General features: G+C 72.0%; 17 protein-coding genes. 12 read left to right on the plus strand and 5 right to left on the minus strand.

Annotated elements, in window-relative coordinates; all coding sequences use genetic code 11:
- Positions 1–252 precede the first annotated feature (252 nt).
- A complete protein-coding gene (locus tag ACIHIX_RS07015; protein WP_399950896.1) occupies positions 253–906 on the plus strand; it encodes a Tat pathway signal sequence domain protein in 654 nt (217 codons plus the stop codon).
- A 125-nt stretch (positions 907–1,031) separates the two neighbouring features.
- Here the strand turns inward: ACIHIX_RS07015 and ACIHIX_RS07020 are convergent, their stop codons facing one another.
- Positions 1,032–1,967: a lytic polysaccharide monooxygenase gene (locus ACIHIX_RS07020; RefSeq protein ID WP_399950899.1), complete on the minus strand. Its 936-nt coding sequence runs from the start codon at positions 1,965–1,967 to the stop codon at positions 1,032–1,034.
- Between the two features lie 371 nt (positions 1,968–2,338).
- Here ACIHIX_RS07020 and ACIHIX_RS07025 point away from each other — a divergent pair, with 371 nt between their 5' ends.
- The 3 genes from ACIHIX_RS07025 to ACIHIX_RS07035 all read left to right on the plus strand — a co-directional run bounded on the left by ACIHIX_RS07025 (position 2,339) and on the right by ACIHIX_RS07035 (position 6,273).
- Positions 2,339–4,144, plus strand: a complete 1,806-nt coding sequence (locus tag ACIHIX_RS07025) for a S8 family peptidase (protein WP_399950902.1) — start codon at positions 2,339–2,341, stop codon at positions 4,142–4,144.
- 289 nt (positions 4,145–4,433) lie between these two features.
- Positions 4,434–5,081, plus strand: coding sequence for a ScbR family autoregulator-binding transcription factor (locus ACIHIX_RS07030; RefSeq protein WP_399950905.1), 648 nt, complete (start codon positions 4,434–4,436; stop codon positions 5,079–5,081).
- 22 nt (positions 5,082–5,103) lie between these two features.
- Positions 5,104–6,273 carry a damage-control phosphatase ARMT1 family protein gene (locus ACIHIX_RS07035; protein WP_399950908.1) on the plus strand — a complete coding sequence of 390 codons (1,170 nt, stop codon included), beginning with the start codon at positions 5,104–5,106 and terminating at the stop codon, positions 6,271–6,273.
- A gap of 6 nt (positions 6,274–6,279) precedes the next feature.
- Here the strand turns inward: ACIHIX_RS07035 and ACIHIX_RS07040 are convergent, their stop codons facing one another.
- A complete protein-coding gene (locus ACIHIX_RS07040; protein ID WP_399950910.1) occupies positions 6,280–7,548 on the minus strand; it encodes a cytochrome P450 in 1,269 nt (422 codons plus the stop codon).
- A gap of 97 nt (positions 7,549–7,645) precedes the next feature.
- Between ACIHIX_RS07040 and ACIHIX_RS07045 the strand changes: the two genes are divergently transcribed.
- The 5 genes from ACIHIX_RS07045 (at position 7,646) to cyc2 (ending at position 13,387) form a co-directional block, all read left to right on the plus strand.
- Positions 7,646–8,614, plus strand: coding sequence for an ABC transporter substrate-binding protein (locus tag ACIHIX_RS07045; protein ID WP_399950913.1), 969 nt, complete (start codon positions 7,646–7,648; stop codon positions 8,612–8,614).
- 24 nt (positions 8,615–8,638) lie between these two features.
- Positions 8,639–9,430 (plus strand): ABC transporter permease, encoded by a 792-nt coding sequence (locus ACIHIX_RS07050; RefSeq protein WP_399950916.1) that lies wholly within the window; start codon positions 8,639–8,641, stop codon positions 9,428–9,430.
- Positions 9,431–9,484: 54 nt separating this feature from the next.
- Positions 9,485–10,324, plus strand: coding sequence for an ABC transporter permease (locus ACIHIX_RS07055; RefSeq protein WP_399950919.1), 840 nt, complete (start codon positions 9,485–9,487; stop codon positions 10,322–10,324).
- Complete coding sequence (locus ACIHIX_RS07060; protein WP_399950922.1) at positions 10,321–11,073, plus strand: ABC transporter ATP-binding protein; 753 nt, start codon at positions 10,321–10,323, stop codon at positions 11,071–11,073. The genes ACIHIX_RS07055 and ACIHIX_RS07060 overlap by 4 nt, the downstream gene beginning before the upstream one ends.
- Positions 11,074–11,215: 142 nt before the next feature.
- A complete protein-coding gene (gene cyc2 / locus ACIHIX_RS07065; protein WP_399950925.1) occupies positions 11,216–13,387 on the plus strand; it encodes a germacradienol/geosmin synthase Cyc2 in 2,172 nt (723 codons plus the stop codon).
- Here the strand turns inward: cyc2 and ACIHIX_RS07070 are convergent.
- Positions 13,380–14,864 carry a hypothetical protein gene (locus ACIHIX_RS07070; protein WP_399950928.1) on the minus strand — a complete coding sequence of 495 codons (1,485 nt, stop codon included), beginning with the start codon at positions 14,862–14,864 and terminating at the stop codon, positions 13,380–13,382. The genes cyc2 and ACIHIX_RS07070 overlap by 8 nt on opposite strands.
- Before the next feature lie 164 nt (positions 14,865–15,028).
- Between ACIHIX_RS07070 and phsA the strand changes: the two genes are divergently transcribed.
- Complete coding sequence (gene phsA / locus ACIHIX_RS07075) at positions 15,029–16,897, plus strand: O-aminophenol oxidase PhsA (RefSeq protein WP_399950931.1); 1,869 nt, start codon at positions 15,029–15,031, stop codon at positions 16,895–16,897.
- On the opposite strand, the gene ACIHIX_RS07080 is transcribed toward phsA, so the two are convergent.
- On the minus strand, positions 16,882–17,619 hold the full coding sequence (locus tag ACIHIX_RS07080) for a hypothetical protein (RefSeq protein ID WP_399950934.1): 738 nt from the start codon (positions 17,617–17,619) through the stop codon (positions 16,882–16,884). The two genes, phsA and ACIHIX_RS07080, sit on opposite strands and share 16 nt — an antisense overlap.
- 102 nt (positions 17,620–17,721) lie before the next feature.
- Here ACIHIX_RS07080 and ACIHIX_RS07085 point away from each other — a divergent pair, with 102 nt between their 5' ends.
- Together ACIHIX_RS07085 and ACIHIX_RS07090 are read left to right on the plus strand one after the other, a co-directional pair.
- Positions 17,722–18,582, plus strand: a complete 861-nt coding sequence (locus tag ACIHIX_RS07085; RefSeq protein WP_399950937.1) for a LysR family transcriptional regulator — start codon at positions 17,722–17,724, stop codon at positions 18,580–18,582.
- Between the two features lie 165 nt (positions 18,583–18,747).
- A complete protein-coding gene (locus tag ACIHIX_RS07090; RefSeq protein ID WP_399950940.1) occupies positions 18,748–19,335 on the plus strand; it encodes a PDZ domain-containing protein in 588 nt (195 codons plus the stop codon).
- On the opposite strand, the gene ACIHIX_RS07095 is transcribed toward ACIHIX_RS07090, so the two are convergent.
- Positions 19,328–20,071 carry a metallophosphoesterase gene (locus tag ACIHIX_RS07095; RefSeq protein ID WP_399950943.1) on the minus strand — a complete coding sequence of 248 codons (744 nt, stop codon included), beginning with the start codon at positions 20,069–20,071 and terminating at the stop codon, positions 19,328–19,330. The two genes, ACIHIX_RS07090 and ACIHIX_RS07095, sit on opposite strands and share 8 nt — an antisense overlap.
- Positions 20,072–20,134 lie beyond the last annotated feature (63 nt).

The following is a 20,134-nucleotide window of genomic DNA, read 5'->3' on the forward strand; positions in this document are numbered from 1 at the left end:
CGGGTCGCCGCTTCCCGCCCGACGACCCGGCCGGGGATCACCCCACGGTCCCCGGCCGGTCACCGGACGGCTGCCGTCGTCGGTCCGTGACGTACGGAGAAGGCGTCACGGACCGGCGCCGGCGGACGCCGCGCCGCGTCCCCCACCCCCCACGCTCACCCTCACCCTCACCCTCACCCGAACCTCTGATTCCCCCTACCCCCGTACCCCCTACCCCCCCAACCCCCCTCACCTCGGAAAGAGGCATCCCGCATGCGTACTCGTTCCCTGCTCACCCTCACCGCCGCCGTCGCCGGCTTCGCCCTGTCGGCCGTCAGCCCCGCGTCGGCCGCCGACAACGTCCTCACCACCGGTTCCGCGGGCGGCGACGCCGTCGCCACCGGCACCGCGGTCTCCGCCTCCCTGGCCAGCGGCACCACCGCGACCCTCTACTCCAGCGCGACCGGCACCACGGGTATCACCTGCACCACCTCGCAGTTCACCGCGACGGTCGACAGCAACCCGGCCGCTCCCGGCAGCGCCTCCGAGACGCTCACCGGACACACCTTCAGCAACTGCACCTCGAACAACATCGGCGTGACCGGCGTCACCAGCGTCACGGTCAACAACCTGGCGTACACCACCACCGTGGCCTCCGACGGCACCGTCGCCGTGACCCCGGGAAGCGCGGGGCCCATCCAGACCACCGTCGTGCTCAGGACCCTGCTGGGCAGCGTCACCTGTGTCTACCAGGCGACGAACGGCAGCCTCGCCGGCACGGCCGCCAACGCCGACAACAGCATCCAGTTCACCAACCAGCAGTTCACCAGGAGCTCCGGCTCCTCGCTCTGCCCGAGCAGCGGCTACTGGACCGCGAAGTACGCCCCGGTGGCGACCTCCGACGGCGCGGCGGTCTACACCAACTGACGTGACCACGGCCTGAGTTCGTCTGTGTTCGCCTGAGTGCGCCGACGACCGGTGTGTCCCCACCGGTCGTCGGCGCACACCTGTCTTCCGCGGCCGTCGGCCCCCCGCCGGGAGACCGGATCCGCTCACCTCCGCCGCAGGCGCAGCGACAGAGCGGCGCCCCCGGTGAGGACCAGCACCGCGGCGGCGCCGCCCGCCACCATGGGGGCCGAGGGGCCGGAGCCGGTGGTGTCGGTGGCCGCCACCGGTGTGGTGTCGGTGCGCGGGGCCGTCGTACGGGGCTCAGCGCTCGGCGCTGTGCTCGGGGTCGTGCTCGGCGTCGTACGGGCTTTGGCGGCCCCCGAGGCCGCTGCGGAAACGGAAACCGAGGCCGAAGGCGGGGGCGGGGACGCCGGCTCGGCGGTCTGCCCGGCCCTGCCCTTCGCCGCCGGGAACACCACGTCCGAGCACGAGTAGTACGTGTCCGGTGTGCTGGTGTTCTGCCAGATCGTGTACAGGACATGGCGGCCCGTACGGTCCGAGGGGAGCGTCGCGCTGAAGCGGTAGGCGCCGTTCGTCAGCGCCGGGTCCTTGACCGTGGCGAACGGCCGCTCGGGCAGGTCGGACCAGGTGAGCGGCTTCGTCGGGTCGTAGCCGGGCTTGGTCAGATAGAGCTTGAAGCTGCCGGTGTGCGGGATCGTCGAGGCGTACGTCATCCTCAGCGTCGCGCCCGGCGTCAGATGCGTCGAGGGCCAGTCGGCGCGGGCCAGATCGAGGCCCTTGTAGGCGGGCAGGCCGCCGCTGCACAGCTCGCCGTCGCGGACGGTCTGGCGGTCACGCCCGTTCACGTTCGCGATCCGCAGGTTGTCCCAGGCGGTGAAGGGCGCGCCATTGGCGGCCACGGCCGCCCGGCAGGCCGAGGTCCGCGCCCGGTCGCCGCCCTCGGGGGAGCAGGCGTACACCCGGCTCACCGGATCGGTCGGCGCGCCGTGCGCCTGTGCCGGGGCGGCCGCCCAGACGGTGGTCAGGAGCGGTGCTGCGACCGCCAGGGCGGCCATGCGGTGTGCGGTCATCCGGGACATCCGGAACGTCTCCTCGGCCGACGCGGGAACGGTTTGCTCCCGTGCAGTACGGAAAACGAGCCCGGCGCGTTCACCGCGGGACATCGGCCGGACGGGCGGGGGACATCGGCCGTAAAAGGGTGCATCGACCCCCCAATTCCCGGACAGCGAGGGTGGGTTTCCGGCCGGATCGAGGGTTTCCCCTGTATTCACATGACCTTCCCTTTGCCTATCGTTCAGGCCACAGCCGACCCACAGGTAACCCCCTCCCTGGTCCGCTGGCGCTCGGCCGGCTCGCGCCGCTTTTCGACCAACCCCCCGCCGCTTCACCGACGAAGCGAACCCCCCGCTGCTCCGCGCTGCCCGGAGTACGGCCACGAAAGGCAAAGCCCTTGCGTACCTCGCCCTCCCTCCGACGGAAGATGATCTCCGTCGCCGCGGTCTCGGCCGCGCTGTTCACGGCGGCCACCGCCACGGTGGCCACGGCCCAGGAGGCCGCCGCCCCGAAGGCAGCCGCCGTGCCCGCGGCCCAGACGGAGGCCGCCCCCGGCGTCACCGCCGAGCGGCTCATCGTCGGCTACAAGTCCGGCGCCACCGAGGCGAAGTCGAACGCGGCCGCCGAGGCGGACGCCGCCGCCAAGGGCAAGGGCGCCGGTGAGGACGTCGACTTCCAGCGCCGCCTCGGCACCGGTGCCGCCCTGGTCGACCTGGGCGCCGACGCGTCCCGCGCGGACGTCGCCGACGTCGTCGCCGCGTACAAGGCCGACCCGCAGGTCGCCTATGTCGTACCGGACCGCCTGAACACACCGCAGGCCGACCCGAACGACACCGAGTACGCCAAGCAGTGGGACCTGTTCGAGGCCACGGCCGGCATGAACGTCCCCGGTGCCTGGTCCACCGCGACCGGCTCCGGCGTGACCGTCGCCGTCATCGACACCGGCTATGTCGCTCACACCGACCTCGCCGCGAACATCGTCGGCGGCTACGACTTCATCTCCGACACCGCCGTCTCGGTGGACGGCGACGGCCGCGACAGCAACCCGGCCGACCCGGGCGACTACTACGCCGCGAACGAGTGCGGTTCCGGCATCCCGGCGTCCAACTCCTCCTGGCACGGCACCCACGTGGCCGGCACCATCGCCGCGGTCACCAACAACGGCAAGGGCATCGCGGGCATCGCCTACGGCGCGAAGATCTCCCCGGTGCGGGTGCTCGGCAAGTGCGGCGGCTACGACTCCGACATCATCGACGCCATCACCTGGGCGTCCGGCGGCACCGTCTCCGGTGTGCCCGCCAACACCAACGTCGCCAAGGTCATCAACATGAGCCTGGGCGGCGACGGTGCCTGCACCTCCGCGACCCAGAGCGCCATCACCGCCGCCGTCAACCGCGGCACCACGATCGCCGTCGCCGCGGGCAACGACAACGACAACGTCGCGAACCACTCGCCGGGCAACTGCAACAACGTCATATCCGTGGCCGCCACCAGCCGCACCGGCGCGAAGGCCTCCTACTCCAACTACGGCTCCCTGGTGGACATCTCGGCGCCCGGCGGCCAGACCAGTACCGGCACCGCCAACGGCATCCTGTCCACGCTGAACTCCGGCACCAAGACGGCGTCGACCGAGAACTACGCGTACTACCAGGGCACCAGCATGGCCACCCCGCACATCGCGGGCCTCGCCGCGCTGCTGAAGTCGGCCAACTCCTCGCTGACCCCGGCCCAGATCGAGTCGGCCATCAAGACCAACGCCCGTGCCCTGCCGGGCGCTTGCTCGGGCGGCTGCGGCGCCGGTCTCGCGGACGCCGCGAAGACGGTGGCCGCCGTCAGCGGGGGCGGTACGACCACGGGGACGACGTACTCCAGCACCTCCGCCGTCGCCGTCCCGGACAACGGCTCGGCGATCGAGTCCTCCATCGCGGTCAGCGGTCGTACCGGCAACGCCCCTTCGGCCCTCAAGGTCGCCGTGGACATCACGCACACCTACCGCGGTGACCTGGTGATCAGCCTCGTCGCCCCGGACGGCACGGTCTACGCCCTGAAGTCCGCCAGTTCCTCGGACTCCGCGGACAACGTCAACACCACCTACACCGTGGACGCTTCGAGCGAGACGGCCAACGGCACCTGGAAGCTGCGCGTCCAGGACACCGCGGCCCAGGACACGGGCACGCTCAACAGCTGGAAGCTGACTTTCTGAGTCACAGCGGATCCCGTGGGACGGGCGGGCCGACCGGTGCGGATGGGGCACCGGCCGGCCCGCTTTTTTTGTTGCATTTTCCTGTACTGAGCGACCGGTTTTCTTCAAGACCCATTGCGCCATACACACGAGTAGTGAATAAGTTGTGGGAGGTCTGAAGACTGAAGGGAGTTGGGGTGCCCTCGAATAGCCGCCGGACCGTGAGATATCGTGTACGGGGAGTAAGAAACAAACGGCATGGCCTGTTCTTTTCGGGTCCTGCTTTCTCGCCCCCAGGAGAGTCCCATCGATGGCTAGGCAGTTACGCGCCGAGCAGACCCGAGCGGCGATCATCGCGGCCGCCGCGGATCTGTTCGACCGGCACGGTTACGAGTCGACCAGCCTGAGCGACATCGTCGAGCACGCCCAAGTCACCAAGGGCGCCCTCTACTTCCACTTCGCGGCGAAGCAGGACCTCGCGCACGCCATCATGGAACTCCAGTCCAGAACCCTGCGCCGACTGGCCGCCGAGATGGACGGCCGTGGCCTCTCCCATCTGGAGGCCCTGATCCGCACCACGTTCGGGATCGCCCGGCTCACCGTCGAGGGCCCGGTCCCCAGGGCCGGCCTCCGCCTCGCCACCGAGGGTCTCCCGGTGCCGCCGCCGCTGTCCCATCCCTTCGAGGAATGGCTGGACATCACCACCCGCAAACTCTTCGGCGCGGTCACGGACGCCGACCTCCACCCGGACATCGATGTCGAAGCCGCAGCTCACTCCCTTGTCTGCTCCCTCGTCGGCACCCGTGTCGTCGGCCACTCCCTGGAACCCGTCACCCGACAGCCGCGCCGACTGGCCGAGATGTGGCACATCCTGATCCGCGGTCTGGTGCCGGTACCCCGCCGCGCCCGCTATCTGAGCCTCGCCACCCAGCTGGAGCGGGAGATCAGAATCCCCTGACCCGGGCGGTACGGTGGCGCGCATGCCCCACACCCCGCCCGTGCTCCGCAGCGACGAACCCGGCTCGTTCCCGTACAGCGTGCTCGCCGAACGGCACCCCGCGATCGTGCGGCAGGTGCGCGAGGCCTTCCCCTACGGACCGGACCAGCACCGCGCCCTCGACGCCCTCGCGGAGAACTGCGCCAAGGGTGTCATCGAGCCACTGCCCGCCGACGCGCCGGACCGCGATCGCTGGGCGGCCTGGGGAGCGGACGAGCACATCGGGCGGTCCTGGTTCGACATCCCCTGGCTGTGGTCCGAGAGCTGGTTCTACCGCCGGCTCCTCGACGCGGTCGGCTACTTCGGCCCCGGCCCCTGGCAGGGCGTGGACCCCTTCCGCCCCTTCAAGCTCGCCGAACTCGACGCCCCGGAGACCGACGAGGAACTGGCCGCCCTCGACGACCTCGCGGACCGGCCGGCCGACGAACAGGCCGCGGCCCTGCTGCACGGCTCGCTGTGGGGCAACCGCGCCGACCTCGGCTTCCGGCTCTCGGACGAGCACGCCGAGGCCCGCGCCGCCGTCCCCGGCCTGGTCGCCGACGACAGCGCCGCCCTCCGATCGCTCCTCGACGGCGCGGACACCCTGTGCCTCGTCGCCGACAACGCCGGCCGTGAACTCGTCCCCGACCTGCTCCTGATCGCCCATCTCCTCGCCCACGGCCGGATCCGCCGGGCCGTCCTGCACGTCAAGCCCTACCCGTACTACGTCTCCGACGCCACGACCGCCGACGTGGTCGACGCCCTGCGCCGGCTGACCCGCTCCCGGGGCGCCGCGGCCGACCACGGACGGACATTGTGGTCGGCGATGGCCGACGGCCGCCTCACCGTCCGCGCCCACCCCTTCTCCTGCGCCCCGCTGCCCTACGAGGACCTGCCCGACGACCTGCGCGGCGAATTCGCCGACGCCACGCTGACCGTTCTCAAGGGCGACCTCAACTACCGCCGCCTGGTGGGCGACCGGAGCTGGCCGCCGACCACGCCCTTCGCCGACGTCACCGCCTACTTCCCCGGCCCGGTGGCGGCCCTGCGCACCCTGAAGTCCGATGTCATCACCGGCCTCTCGCCCGCCACGGAGGCCGCCCTGGTGGCGGCGGAGGGGCAGCGCTGGCGCACCGGCGGGACGCACGCGCTCATCCAGGTGCGGCAGCGGTGACGCCGCTCAAGTGACCTGCGTGGGAAGGGACTTGAGCCCGTTGATGAAGTTCGACACCAGTCGCCCGGCCGGACCCGCCGTCCGCAGGACCGGCAGCGCGCGCATCGCCTCCGCGTACAGCGTCCGCAGCTGAAGCCGGGCGAAGTGCGCGCCCAGGCAGACGTGCGGGCCGTCGCCGAAGGACACGTGCGGGTTCGGGGCACGGGACAGATCCAGCCGGTCCGGGGCGGCGAAGACCCGCTCGTCCCGGTTGGCGGAGGCATGGAAGACGACCACCTTGTCCCCGGCCCCGATCCGCCGCCCCGCCAGCTCGGTGTCCCGCACGGCGGTCCGGCGGAAGGTGAGCACGGGCGGGTGCCACCGCAGCAACTCATCGACGGCCGTGGCGAGTTCGACACCGCCGGTGCGAAGTCGCTCGTACCACCGTGGGTGCTCCGCCAGTGCCAGCAGCCCGCCCGGTGCAGCGCTCCGCACGGTGTCGTTGCCCGCGACGGTGAGTAGGAAGAAGAACATCTCCAGTTCCACGTCGGCGAGTTCGGAATCGTGGGCCAGGGTGGTCATGACGTCGTCGGCGGGGTGGCGGCGCTTGTGCGCGGCCAGTTGACGGGCGTACGCGAACATGTCCTGGAGCATGGCGGGGGAGCGGGGGTCGAGCGGCTTGCCCGCCCCGTCCAGCGCCGGGGTGCCGGCCTCGTCGGGGTCCTGGTAGCCGATGACCCGCCGCGTCCAGTGCAGCAGCAGCCCGCGGTCCTGCTCCGGGACACCGAGCAGGTCGGCCAGGTTGAGCAGGGCGTAGTCGTCGGTGACCGCGGCGACGAGGTCGACGGTGCCGTCCGCGGCGCGGGCCGTCGCGAGCGCGTCGGCGAACAGTGTACGGGCCCGTTCCTCGACGACCTCGGTGAACCGTGCGACGCGCCCCGGGGTGAACGCCCGGCTGACCAGCCGCCGCAACCTCCCCTGTGCGGGCGGGTCCTGATTGAGCATCATGCGCCGGACGAACGGCAGGTCGGCCGGGTCGGGATCACGGATCTGGGTCGCGCCGAGATGCGAGGAGTACGTCGCCGCGTCCCTGAGTACCCGCACCACGTCCGTGTGCCGGGTCACCGCCCAGAACCCGGGACCGGCGGGCCAGCCCAGCACCCCGGCCTCCTCCTGCCAGGCCACCGGATGGTGGTCGCGCAGGACGCGGTAGTCGTCGTACGGCACCGCGGTCGCGTACCGGCGAGGGTCGAACACATCGGGAACCGGCGGGGCCATGGGCGCCGTAGGGGTCATGCGACCACGGTGACCGACGCCTCGTGTTTTTCCAAGAACGTCGATTCGGCTGGCATGTATGTAGTGATCATGCCAAGCGGAGGCTCATCATGCGGCCATGGCGTTACGTCGGTGGTGTGCGGGAAGAGGTACGGCGGCGGCGCTGGCGGTGTCACTCGCGCTGACGCTGACGGCCTGCGGCGACGACGACTCCGGAGCGGCGGACGGCGGCCGGACGAAGGTCACCGTGGCCGCGCTGCCCCTGGTCGACTGCGCCATGCTCTATATCGCCCAGGACCGCGGCCTGTTCGAGAAGGAAGGGCTCGACGTCCGCATCCAGCAGATCCAGCAGAGCCTCCAGGCGCTCCCCGCCCTCTCCAAGGGGCAGATCGACATGGTGGCGAGCGCCAACTACGTCACCTACTTCCAGGCCCAGGAGAAGGGCACCCTCGACATCCGCATCGTCGCCGAGGCGATCCGGGCCGCGCCGCACATGATGGACGTGCTCGTCCCCAAGGACTCGGACATCAAGTCCGTGGCCGACCTCACCGGCCGCAAGCTCGCCGTCAACGTCCTCAACAACGTCCAGTCGCTGACCTTCAACGAGATCGTCGCGGAACAGGGCGCCGGCAAGCCCGTCTACCGGCAGATCCCCTTCCCGCAGATGGGTGCCGCCCTCGACAAGGGGCAGGTCGACGCGGTGCACGTGGTCGAGCCGTTCGACAGCGCCATCCAGGACGAGTCGGGGGCGAGGGTGCTGGTGGACGGGGCGTCCGCGCCGGTGCGGTCCATCCCGCTCAGCGGCTACATCACCACGGAACGCTACGCGACCGGGCACGCCGAGGCGCTCGCCGCCTTCCAACGGGCCATCAGGGGCGCCGTCGCGATCGCCGCCCAGGACCCGGACGCCGTACGGGACATCCTGCCGACCTACACCAAGGTGACCGCGCGGCAGGCGAAGAAGATCGACCTGCCGGTCTTCCCGCCGACGATGGACGCCACCCAGATCGCCCGGCTCACCGACCTCATGAAGAAGCAGGGGATGCTGGAGGAGCCGATCGATCCGGCTTCCCTGCTGGTGAAGTGAGCGAGAGGTCCCGGGAGACGTGAGGTGAGGCGGCGACAGGAGCTGGGGCTCGGGGCGCTCGGCGTGCTGCTCGCCTTCGGGGTGTGCGAGGCGGTGAGCCGGGCCGGGATCGTCCGCCGCAGCTATCTCCCTCCGGCGTCCGAAGTCCTCGCCCGCGCAGCGGAGTTGGCGGGCGACAGCGCGTTCCTGGGCGGCGTCGGCGCCACCCTGCGCGCCTGGGCGCTCGGTCTGCTGCTGGCCGTCCTCCTCGCCGTCCCGCTGGGTCTGCTGCTGGGCAGCGTCCCGGTCGTCGACGCCGCCGCCCGCGCGGTCGTGGAGTTTCTGCGGCCCCTTCCGTCCGTGGCACTGATCCCGCTGGTCTCCCTGTTGCTCGGCTCGGGCACGGAGACCGAGGTCGCGCTCGTCACCTACGCGTCCGTGTGGCCGATCCTCTTCAACACCGTCTACGGCCTCGGCGAGACCGATCCCCTCGCCAAGGACACCCTGCGCGCCTTCGGCTTCGGCCGCCTGTCGGTCCTGCTCCGGGTCGAACTGCCCGGCACCGCCCCCTTCATCGCCGCCGGCATCCGTATCTCCGCCGCGGTCGCCCTCGTCCTGGCCGTCGCCACCGAGATCCTCTCCGGCTTCGGCGAGGGCCTCGGCATCTTCATCGCCCGGTCGGGCCTCGCCACGGACGGCACCCGGGACGTCCTCGCGGGAGTGGTGTGGGCGGGGGTGCTGGGGCTCGTCATCAACGGGGTGCTGATCCGGGGCGAGCGCCTGCTGTTCCCGTGGACGGCGGGGGAGCGGGAGCGAGGGACCGGGGTGGGGAGGTGAGCGGCGCATGGGAGGGGCCGGGGTGGTGAGCGGCGCATGGGAGGGGCCGGGGTGGTGAGCGGCCAGGGGAAGCTTCCGGAGGCGCGGGAGGCGCGGGAGGCGCGCATCCCCGCCGGCCTGCGGCACGCCCTCCTCCGCTGGGTCGTCCTCGCTCTGGCCGTGGCCGTCTGGGAGATGGCCGCCCGTGCGCACGCGAGCGTCTACTTCCCGCCACCCGTACGCATCGCACACCACATGTACGACCTGTGGTTCTCGGGCCCCGTCCGGCATGTGTTCCTCACCGAGGCCGCCGTCGCCGACATCCTGCCCAGCCTCGGCCGCATGACCGCGGGGTTCGCGCTCGCCTCCGTCGCCGGGATCGCGCTCGGCGTCGCCGTCGGCCGCTCGCGGCGCGCGTACGCCGTCTGCAACCCCGTTCTACAGTTCGCGCGGGCCGTCCCACCACCCGCCCTGGTCCCGGTGTTCGTCGTGGTCTTCGACTTCGGTACGCCCATGCAGATCGCGTCGATCGTCTTCAGCGCCGTCTGGCCGGTGCTGATCAACACCGCGGAGGGCGCCCGCGACACCGACCCCCTGCGCCTCGACGTCGCCGCCGTACTCCGCCTGGGCCCCGCCGAGCGACTCCTGTTCCTGATCCTCCCGTCCGCCCTGCCCCGCATCTTCGCGGGCCTGCGGCTGAGCCTGTCCCTCTCCCTCATCCTCATGGTGTTCTCCGAACTGCTGCCGGGCACCGCCAACGGCATCGGCTTCACCCTCACCGACGCCCAGACCCGCTCCGACCTGCTCACCGTATGGGCCGCCCTGGTCCTGCTCGGAGCCCTCGGTCATCTGCTCAACACCGGCCTGCTGGCGGTCGAGAAGCGCCTCGTCGGCAAGGGAAGGGCGACCGTATGACGCTCCACCTCGACGCGGTAGGCCAGTCCTACGGCGACCACCCGGTCCTCCACGACCTCACCCTCACCGTCCCCGACGGCCAACTCCTGTGTGTGGTCGGCCCGTCCGGCTGCGGCAAGTCCACCCTCCTGCGGACCGTCGCCGGACTGCTGCCCGCCCGCGAGGGCGAGGTCACCCTCGACGACTCCCCCGTCACCGGCGTCCCCGACCGGCTCGCGGTCGTCTTCCAGGACTACGGCCGCTCCCTCTACCCCTGGCTCACGGTCCGCGACAACGTCGCCCTCCCGCTGCGCCGCCAGGGCCTCGGCCGCGCCGAGCGCCGAACCGAGGCCGAGCGCATCCTGGACCGCGTGGGCCTCGACGGCACCGCCCGCCGCCACCCCTGGCAGCTCTCCGGCGGAATGCAGCAGCGCGTCGCCATCGCCCGCGCCCTGGTCTGCCGCCCCGAGCTGCTGCTCATGGACGAGCCCTTCGGCTCCCTGGACGCCCAGACCCGCGAGGACCTGGAGGACCTCCTCCTGGAGGTCCACCGCACCGACGGCACGACCATCGTGTTCGTCACCCACGACATCGACGAGAGCGTCTACCTCGGTGACCGCGTCGTCGTGCTGTCCCCGGGCCCCGGCTCCCACGTCGTCCTCGACCTGCCGGTCGAACTCCCCGGCAAGCGGGAGCAGATCGGCACCCGCGGACTGCCGGAGTTCGTGGCGCTACGGGCGGAGGTGGGCCGGGCGGTCCGGGGCGGCTGACCCGTGGTCCCCCGTGTCCCGCCGGATTCGGTCGAGAGCAAGTGCCGCCGGAAATCGTCGAGTTCGCCCCTGATTCACGCGATGGTGTGATCATGTGCCGCGCGGCGGATGTCCCCCGAAAGGCGTGGGTAGAGCCCGGGCCATGACGCAGCAGCCCTTCGAACTCCCGCACTTCTACATGCCGTATCCCGCGCGGCTGAACCCGCATCTCGACGAGGCCCGGGCCCACTCCACGGCGTGGGCGCGCGAGATGGGCATGCTGGAGGGGTCCGGGATCTGGGAGCAGTCCGACCTCGACGCGCACGACTACGGACTGCTCTGCGCCTACACCCACCCCGACTGCGACGGTCCCGCCCTCTCCCTGATCACCGACTGGTACGTGTGGGTCTTCTTCTTCGACGACCACTTCCTGGACATGTTCAAACGCACCCCGGACCGCGCCGCCGGCAAGGCCCATCTGGACCGGCTGCCGCTGTTCATGCCGATGGACCCCCAGGCCCCGATGCCCGAGCCGCGCAACCCCGTCGAGGCGGGGCTCGCCGATCTGTGGACGCGGACCGTGCCCGCCATGTCGGCGGACTGGCGGCGCCGCTTCGCGGTGGCCACCGAGCACCTCCTCAACGAGTCCCTGTGGGAGCTGTCCAACATCGACGAGGGCCGGGTCGCCAACCCCGTCGAGTACATCGAGATGCGCCGCAAGGTCGGCGGCGCGCCCTGGTCGGCGGGGCTCGTGGAGTACGCGAGCGCCGAAGTCCCCGCCCGCGTCGCGGGGTCGAGGCCGCTGAGGGTCCTCATGGAGACGTTCTCCGACGCCGTGCACCTGCGCAACGACCTGTTCTCCTACCAGCGCGAGGTCGAGGACGAGGGCGAGAACAGCAACGGCGTGCTGGTCCTGGAGACCTTCTTCGGCTGTACGACACAGGAGGCCGCCGACACCGTCAACGACGTCCTGACCTCCCGCCTCCACCAGTTCGAGCACACCGCCCTGACCGAGGTGCCCGCCCTCGCCCTGGAGAAAGGTCTCACCGCGCCCGAGGCCGCCGCGGTCGCCGCCTACGCCAAGGGACTTCAGGACTGGCAGTCCGGTGGCCACGAATGGCATCTGCGCTCCAGCCGCTACATGAACGAGGGCGCCCGCCCGACCTCGCCCTGGCAGGGACTCACCGGCCCCGGCACCTCCGCCGCCGACGTCGGCGCCCTGCTCGCCTCGGCCGCCGCCGAACGCCTGCGCGCCTACACGCATGTGCCGTACCAGAAGGTCGGTCCGTCCCTGCTGCCCGACTTCCACATGCCCTTCCAGGTCGAGCTGAGCCCCCATCTGAACGCCGCCCGCCCCCGACTCACCGCCTGGATGCACGGCATGGGCATGCTCCAGGAAGGCGTCTGGGACGAGGACCGCCTCGCCGCCGCCGACCTCGCGCTCTGCGCCGCCGGCCTCGACCCGGACGCGACCCCCGAGGACCTCGACCTCAGCGCCCGGTGGCTGGCCTGGGGGACGTACGCCGACGACTACTACCCCCTGGTCTTCGGCCACCGCCGCGACCTCGCCGCCGCCCGCGCGGCCACCCGGCGGCTCGCGGACTGCATGCCCGTCGACGGCGAGGAGATCCCCGCCCCGGCCAACGGCATGGAGCGCGGCCTCGTCGACCTGTGGACCCGCACCACGGCGGAGATGACCCACGACGCGCGGTGCTCCCTGAAGAACGCGGTGAACGTGATGACCGAGAGCTGGCTCTGGGAACTCTCCAACCGGATCCAGCACCGCGTCCCCGACCCGGTCGACTATCTGGAGATGCGCCGCGCCACCTTCGGCTCCGACCTCACCCTGAACCTGTGCCGCAACGGCCACGGCCCCGCCGTCCCGCCCGAGGTCTACCGCAGCGGCCCCGTCCGCTTGCTGGAGAACGCCGCCGTCGACTACGCGTGCCTGCTCAACGACATCTTCTCGTACCAGAAGGAGATCGAGTACGAGGGCGAGATCCACAACTCGATCCTCGTCGTGCAGAACTTCTTCGGCATCGACTACCCGGCCGCCCTCGGGGTCGTCCACGACCTCACCACCCAGCGCATGCGCCAGTTCCAGCATGTCGCCGCCCACGAACTGCCCGTCGTGTACGAGGACTTCGGCCTCCGTGCCGAGGCACGCGAGGTCATGCGGAAGTACGTCCTCGACCTCCAGCACTGGATGGCGGGCATCCTGCACTGGCATCGGACGGTCGACCGCTACCAGGCCGACTTCCTGGCGCGGCGCGCCCACGGCTTCCTGCCGGACCGCTCCCCGGCACCGCGGCCGCCGCTGCCCCTGGTCAGCTGAGCCCGCGCACCCGTCCGGCGGCCCGCTCTGCGAGCTCCCGGACGCCCCTCGCGGGGAACTCCGCGAGCTCGCCGCGTATCGCCTCGGCGGCGCCCACCACCGCGCGGGCCTCCTCGCCGGAGCCGGCGTCGGCCAGGGCGAGGGCGAGCTCGAAGTGCTCCTCGGCGATGTACCGGCCAAGGCTCGTGCCGCGCCAGAAGCCCAGCGAGTCGTCGCCCGGTTCGGCCAGGGTGCCCCGGAGCGCGGCCAGCGTGCGGTCGGCCGAGGGGAGGAGCCCCGCCTCCCGCTCCAGACGGGCCTGGGTGAGCCGGGCCGAGACCCGGTCGCACGCCGCCTCCTGGAGCGCCGTGTGCAGGCGCTGGACGCGCAGCGCCTGTCCCGGCTCGCCGATCCGCTCGAAGTCGTCGACCAGGGACGACAGTTCGGCGGTGTCCAGCCGAGTGGGGTCGCCGTCCTGCCGCAGGAGGCCCTGGTCCAGCTCGATGGCGTCGAACCGGCGGATCAGCGCGCACCGGGCGAGGTTCGTCAGGCCCTGGTCCACGGCCAGGTCGGTCCAGGTGTACAGCGGCTCGTCGGCGGGGTCCGCGCCGAACAGCAGGGCGTCCGTCTCCCGGGCCCACCGGCGAAGTTCGGCCGGGTCGGCGGCGGGGCCGGGAAGCTCGCTCAGTCCGCACGCCGTGTCGAAGTCCGTCCGCCGCACCTCGTCCAGCAGCGGCAGGTCCTCGGCACGGCCGTAATGCCCCACCAGCACGGCGGCGAGGCGCAGTTCGTCCCTCATCGACGACCGCGCCTCGTGCCGCAGAAGATGCCGCAGCAGGGCGAGGTCGCCCTCCGCGCGGTCGAACTGCGCGGCCCGCAGCGCGAGTCGGCGTCGTACGGGAGCCTCGGCCACCGCGTCCCACACCGCGCGGTCCGGCGTCCGCAGCGCGGCCAGATCGGCGCGGCCCGCCGCGAGGACGGGCTCCCAGAGCGGTGGCGGGGGCGGGCCGATGAGGTCATAGGCGCGGCCCTCCTCCGCGTTGAGCAGCAGGAAGTCGGGTTCGGTGCGGGCCAGTGCGGCGTCCAGCAGGGCCTCCAGTTCCGCGCGCGGTCGCTCCACAAAGCCCAGCGCGGCGCGCAGCTCGGTTCGCGCCCGCTCCAGACCGAGGCCGCCGCCGTCCTCGGTGTCCTCGTCGTCCTCGTCGTGGTCCTCCGCGTCCTCCAGGCCGATCATGATCTCCAGCGCCTCGTCGACACTTGCGCCGACGATCCCGGCGGAGCCCTCGGAGTCGGCGTACAGCACCGAGCCGTCCTCGCACACGAAGTACGTGCCGCCCCCGGCGTCGCCCGCGATGATCCGCAGCGGGCCGCCCGAGGCGAGGCGGACCGGCTCCACATGGCCGTACCCGGCCCGCTCGACGTCGAAGTCGAACGGATACGCGGCGAGTTCGGCCAGGCGGGGGTCTTGGAGGAGGAGCCGCAGGGCGTGATCGTTCATGTCGCAGAACGTAACAGCCGCCGCCGACAACAGGATTTGATGATTCCGATTATGTTTCCCGAAAGTTTTCGGACGGAACGAGGCGTTCAGGCAACTCCGTCGCTGAACCCGCGGTCTTGTGGGGTGAGGGGAACAGACGACAGAACGCACGGGGGTGTTCGGCCTTGACCGAGATCATCGAGAGGATCACCGAAGGGGACCCGAAGGAGCAGACGCCGGCCCCGGGTGAACTGACGCCGTACGTGGCGCCGTTACCCGTCCCACCGGTCCTGCGCCCGGACTCGGGCAACGTACTGCGCGAGACGGAGATCGCCCTGCACCCGACCTGGGTGCGCATGCACCCACAGCTGCCGCCGACGCTGATGTGGGGTTACGAGGGCCTGGTGCCGGGTCCGACGATCGAGGTGCGGCGCGGGCAGCGCATCCGCATCGCCTGGACCAACCGCATCCCCCAGGGCAGCGAGTACCCGGTCACCGCCGTGGAGGTGCCGGCCCGACCGCCCGGCACCCCGCCCGCCACGACCGAGCCGGGCCGGGGCGGCGTCAAGCCCAACGAGGACGTGGCCGCCCTGCCCGCCTGGTCCGTGACCCATCTGCACGGAGCACAGACGGGCGGCGGCAACGACGGCTGGGCGGACAACGCGGTCGGCTCCGGCGACGCCCAGCTCTCCGAGTACCCGAACGACCACCAGGCGGTGCAGTGGTGGTACCACGACCACGCCATGAACATCACCCGGTGGAACGTGATGGCGGGTCTCTACGGCACCTACCTCGTCCGCGACGAGGAGGAGGAAGCGCTGCATCTCCCCTACGGGGAGCGGGAGATCCCGCTGCTTCTCGCCGACCGCAACCTCGACACCGACGAGGACGGCCGGCTCAACGGACGGCTGCTGCACAAGACGATCGTGGTGGACCCCGCGAACCCGGAGACGGGCAAGCCGGTGACGCTGCCCTTCGCGGGCCCGTACACCACCGTCAACGGCCGCATCTGGCCGTACGCGGACGTGGAGGACGGCTGGTACCGCTTCCGTCTGGTGAACGCGTCCAACGCGCGGATCTACGAACTGGTCCTCCTCGACGAGGAGGACAACCCGGTGCCGGGCATCGTGCACCAGATCGGCAGCGACGGCGGACTGCTGCCGCGCCCGGTGCCGATCGACTTCGACGCCGCGCAGCCCACGCTGACCGCCGCCCCGGCCGAACGCTTCGACCTGCTGGTCGACTTCCGCGGCCTCGCCGGCCGCAGGCTCCGCCTGGTCAACAAGGGGCCGGGGCACCCCGCGGGCGTGCCCGACCCGGTGGGCGGCGTGCGCTACCCGGCGGTCATGGAGTTCCGCGTCCGCGAGGGCTGCGACGACGACACCTTCGAACTGCCCGAGGTGCTCTCCGGCTCCTTCCGCAGGATCACCCACGACGTGGCGCACGGCCACCGGCTGATCGTGCTCACCCCGCCCGGCACCAAGGGCGGCGGCGGGCACCCCGAGATCTGGGAGATGGCCGAGGTCGAGGACCCGAGCGGCATCGTGTTCCCCGCGGAGGGGGTCATCCAGGTCACCGGTCCTGACGGCACCACCAGGACCTACCGGCGCACGGCACGGACCTTCAACGACGGCCTGGGCTTCACCATCGCCGAGGGCAGCCACGAACAGTGGAGCTTCCTCAACCTCGCGCCCATCACCCATCCGATGCACATCCACCTGGCCGACTTCCAGGCGCTCGGGCGCGACCCGTACGTCGTGACCGGCTTCGACCAGGCGGTCGGCGGCACGCGTACGCCGATCGCCTTCGAACCGGGCGCCACGATCCCGCTGGCGCCCAACGAGCGCGGCTACAAGGACGTCTACCGGGTGCCCGGCGGTCAGATGCTGCGGATCATGGGCAGGTTCGACGGCGCGTACGGCCGGTTCATGTACCACTGCCACTTCCTGGAGCACGAGGACATGGGCATGATGCGGCCCTTCGTGGTGATGCCCGCAGAGGCGCTGAAGTTCGACCACGGCGGCGGCCACCACGGAGGTCACCCGGCGGGCTGAGGCTCCCGCCGCGCCGCGTGTGCCACGGCGGCCCGCGCCAGCGCCCGGACCATCGGGTGCGGGCGCGAGCCGTCGCCGGACAACTCGGGCTGGAACAGCGAGGCCAGGAAGAACGGGTGGCCCGGCAGTTCGACGACCCGGACGTGGCCGTCCTCGTCGTACCCGGAGAAACGCAGACCGTGCGCGCGCAGGGTGTCGAGGTGGCGGGAGGGGCCGTACGCGCAGAAGTAGCGTTCGACCGTGCGCTCCGAACCGATCACGGACTGGGCGAGCGAGCCCGGCTCGATCGTGACGACGCCCTCGTGGCCGACCAGCGAACAGGCCAGCGGCTCGATGAGGAAGTCGTCCGCGTCGGGGTCGTTCTCGGCGTGCGCCACGCGCGCGAGGCCGCACACGTCGCGGGCGTACTCCAGGAGCGCGTGCTGGAACCCGCCACATGTGCCCAGGAACGGAATGCCCGCCACGCGCGCGGTGCGGATCGCCGCGAGCACCCCCTCCTCGCTGCGGTAGGGGCTGCCCGGCAGCACCCACACCGCGTCGAACCCGGACACGGCGTCCTCGGCCGCGGCCTCCTCGGAGGGGATCCAGTAGGCGTCCAGGACGAGCCGGTCGCGTTCGGCGAGGGAGTCGAGGAGCAACGGGACACGGGCGTGGGAGGCGACGTCGGGAGAGCGGTCGCCGACCAGGGCGATCCGCGCGGTGCGGTCAGCTGCGTTCGTCATGCCCTCATCCTGGGCTCGCCCCCAGGATCGCGTCCAACGATGATTTCTGGATGCTCGATAAGCGATGCTGATGAGCCGCGATGCCGATGAGAGGCTGTCGGCATGGACCCGCACCTTCTGCGCACCTATGTCACCGTCGCCCGGCTCGCCTCCTTCTCCGAGGCCGCGCGGGAACTGGGCTACACCCAGTCCGCGGTGTCCCAGCACATCCAGGCCCTCGAACTGGACCTGGGCGCTCCGCTGCTGACCCGCCGCCCCGTCGTGCCCACGGCGGCCGGAGAGCGGCTCCTGGAGCACGCGGGCCCGCTGCTGCTGCGGCTGGACGCGGCCCGCGCGGACGTCGTCCGCATGGCGTCCGCGCCCGAACACGGACTCACGCTCGCCGCCGCGCCGACCGCGCTCGCCGCCCGGGTCCTCGCCGCGCTCCCGGCGGCCGGGGTGACCCTGCGGGTGCTCGCCCGCGACGCCATCGCCGCCGCCGTCGCGACAGGCGCCGCCGACCTCGGCCTGGTCGACGGCCTCGCCGCCCCCAGCGACCCGCTGCGGCTGCCCGACGTCGCACCGCTGACCACGCGCGGCGCGGGCGAGGAACCGGTCTGCGTCCTCCTGCCCGCCGACCATCCGCTGGCCCGGCGCTCCGGACTGCGCCTCGGCGACCTGGCCGACGCCCGCTGGCTGGACGCCCCGGACGCGGGCCTCCCGTTGGCCCATCTCCGCGCGGCCAACGGTGGCCAGGGCTTCCGCACCGCCCTGCGCTACGACGGCACCGACCTCCACACCCTGAGGTCCCTCGCCGCGGCCGGCCGCGGTCTGACGCTGCTGCCCCGCTCGGTGGCCACCGGCGTCCCGCACACGACCGCCGTCCCGCTCACCGCGCCCCGGGTCGTCCACCGGACGGAACTGGTGCACACGGGGACGCCGCGGGGTGCTGCGGCGCGGCTGGTGGACGTACTGACGGGGTGAGCGGACCCGTACCGCCCATGCCCGTGACGCCTATGGCTTCCCTCTGTTGACCGCCGGTCAGTCTCACTCGTTCGTGGCACGTCGGGCGCCGGTGTGACGGGTAGAGCACCAGCCGGGACCGCTCCGTATCCGCCGGAGGCGACCCGCGTCCGCCGGAGGCGAGCCATGGAACAGACCGCGTTGCGCCCCAAGCCGATGCCCGGCCAGGAGCCCGGCGGCGGCTCCAGGCCCGGCCCCGCCCGGCGCCCGCACGCCGCCCGCAGGCGCGGTCGACGGCTGCGGACCCTGCTGCTCGCGCTGTTCGTCGGGACGGTCCTGGTGCTGTCAGGGGTCGGCCTCGGCACCGTGGGGGCCACGGTGATCGGCCTGAGCAGACTCGCGCAGATGCAGAGGGAGTTGGGCGGGTCGCCCGCACCCGGCCCGGCCGCCCCGGTCCACCGGGCCCCCGCGCCGTCCCCGTCGCCCACCCCGTCCTCCTCGATCCGGATCGCCGCGACGCTCGGCGTGGAGGCGGTGGACGCGGAGAAGGTGGGCGCGCTGCTCGTCGGCGTCCATGTGCCGGGGCCCGGCTACACGGCAGGGCTGGTCCGGGGCGATGTGCTCCTCCAACTCGGCAAGGCGCGCGTCGACTCGGCGGCCGACCTCGCGCGCGCCGTCGCCGCCGCCCGCCCCGGCGAGGAAGTCACCTTGACGGTCCGTCACCAAAGCGGCGGCTACCAGCAGTTGACCGCCGTACCCGGCATCGTCACGTGACCACCCGGAAGTGACTGGTGAGCCGCCCGTCGTCGTCCAGGACATGGAATGCCAGCCCTACGGGCGCGTCCCGGTCGGCCACCTGCTCGCCCTCCCAGGGCAGCCGCAGCGTCCAGGTCACCCCCGGCCCGACGGCCAGCGGCCGCCCGGCGAAGACGCTCGCCGCCGGGGTGTGGGCGTGCCCCGTGATCAGCCCCGCGATCTCGGGGCGGCGTTCGAGCAGCGCGGCCAGCCGGTCGGCGTCGCGCAACTGGTAGGCGTCCGGCAACGGGTGATGCACCGCCACCGGCGGGTGATGGAAGGCGAGCAGCGCCCGCCGGTCCCCGCCGAGCTCGTCGAGCGTCGTCTCGATCCAGTCGTACGTCTCCTCGTCCAGGGCGCCTTCGTCGCTGCCCGGAATGCTGGAGTCGCACATCAGCACCGCCGCGCCGTCGAAGACGTGCACGCTGTTGACCGGCCCGTCGGCCGCCGGCACCCCGAGCAGCGCCTTGCGGTAGGGGGCGCGGCTGTCGTGGTTGCCCGGGCAGGTCAGCACGGGGAACGGCGCGTCGCCCAGCAGGCCCGCGGCCTCCTCGTACTCCGCCTCCGCGCCGTGGTCCGCGATGTCGCCCGTGACCAGCAGCGCGTCCACCCGCCCCGGAAGCCCCCACAAGTGGTCGCGCACCCGCCTCGCGCGCGTGGTGGCCCGTTCGCTTCCGTCCAGATGCGGATCGCTGATGTGCGCGAGTACGAGCACGGTCGTACGCCTCCCCTGATGGACTTAATGGTGTGCAGCGATTCAAGCATTAGATCTAATGGT

It is taken from the genome of Streptomyces sp. NPDC051913 (assembly GCF_044593635.1).
In the GTDB taxonomy this organism is placed as follows: Bacteria; Actinomycetota; Actinomycetes; order Streptomycetales; family Streptomycetaceae; genus Streptomyces.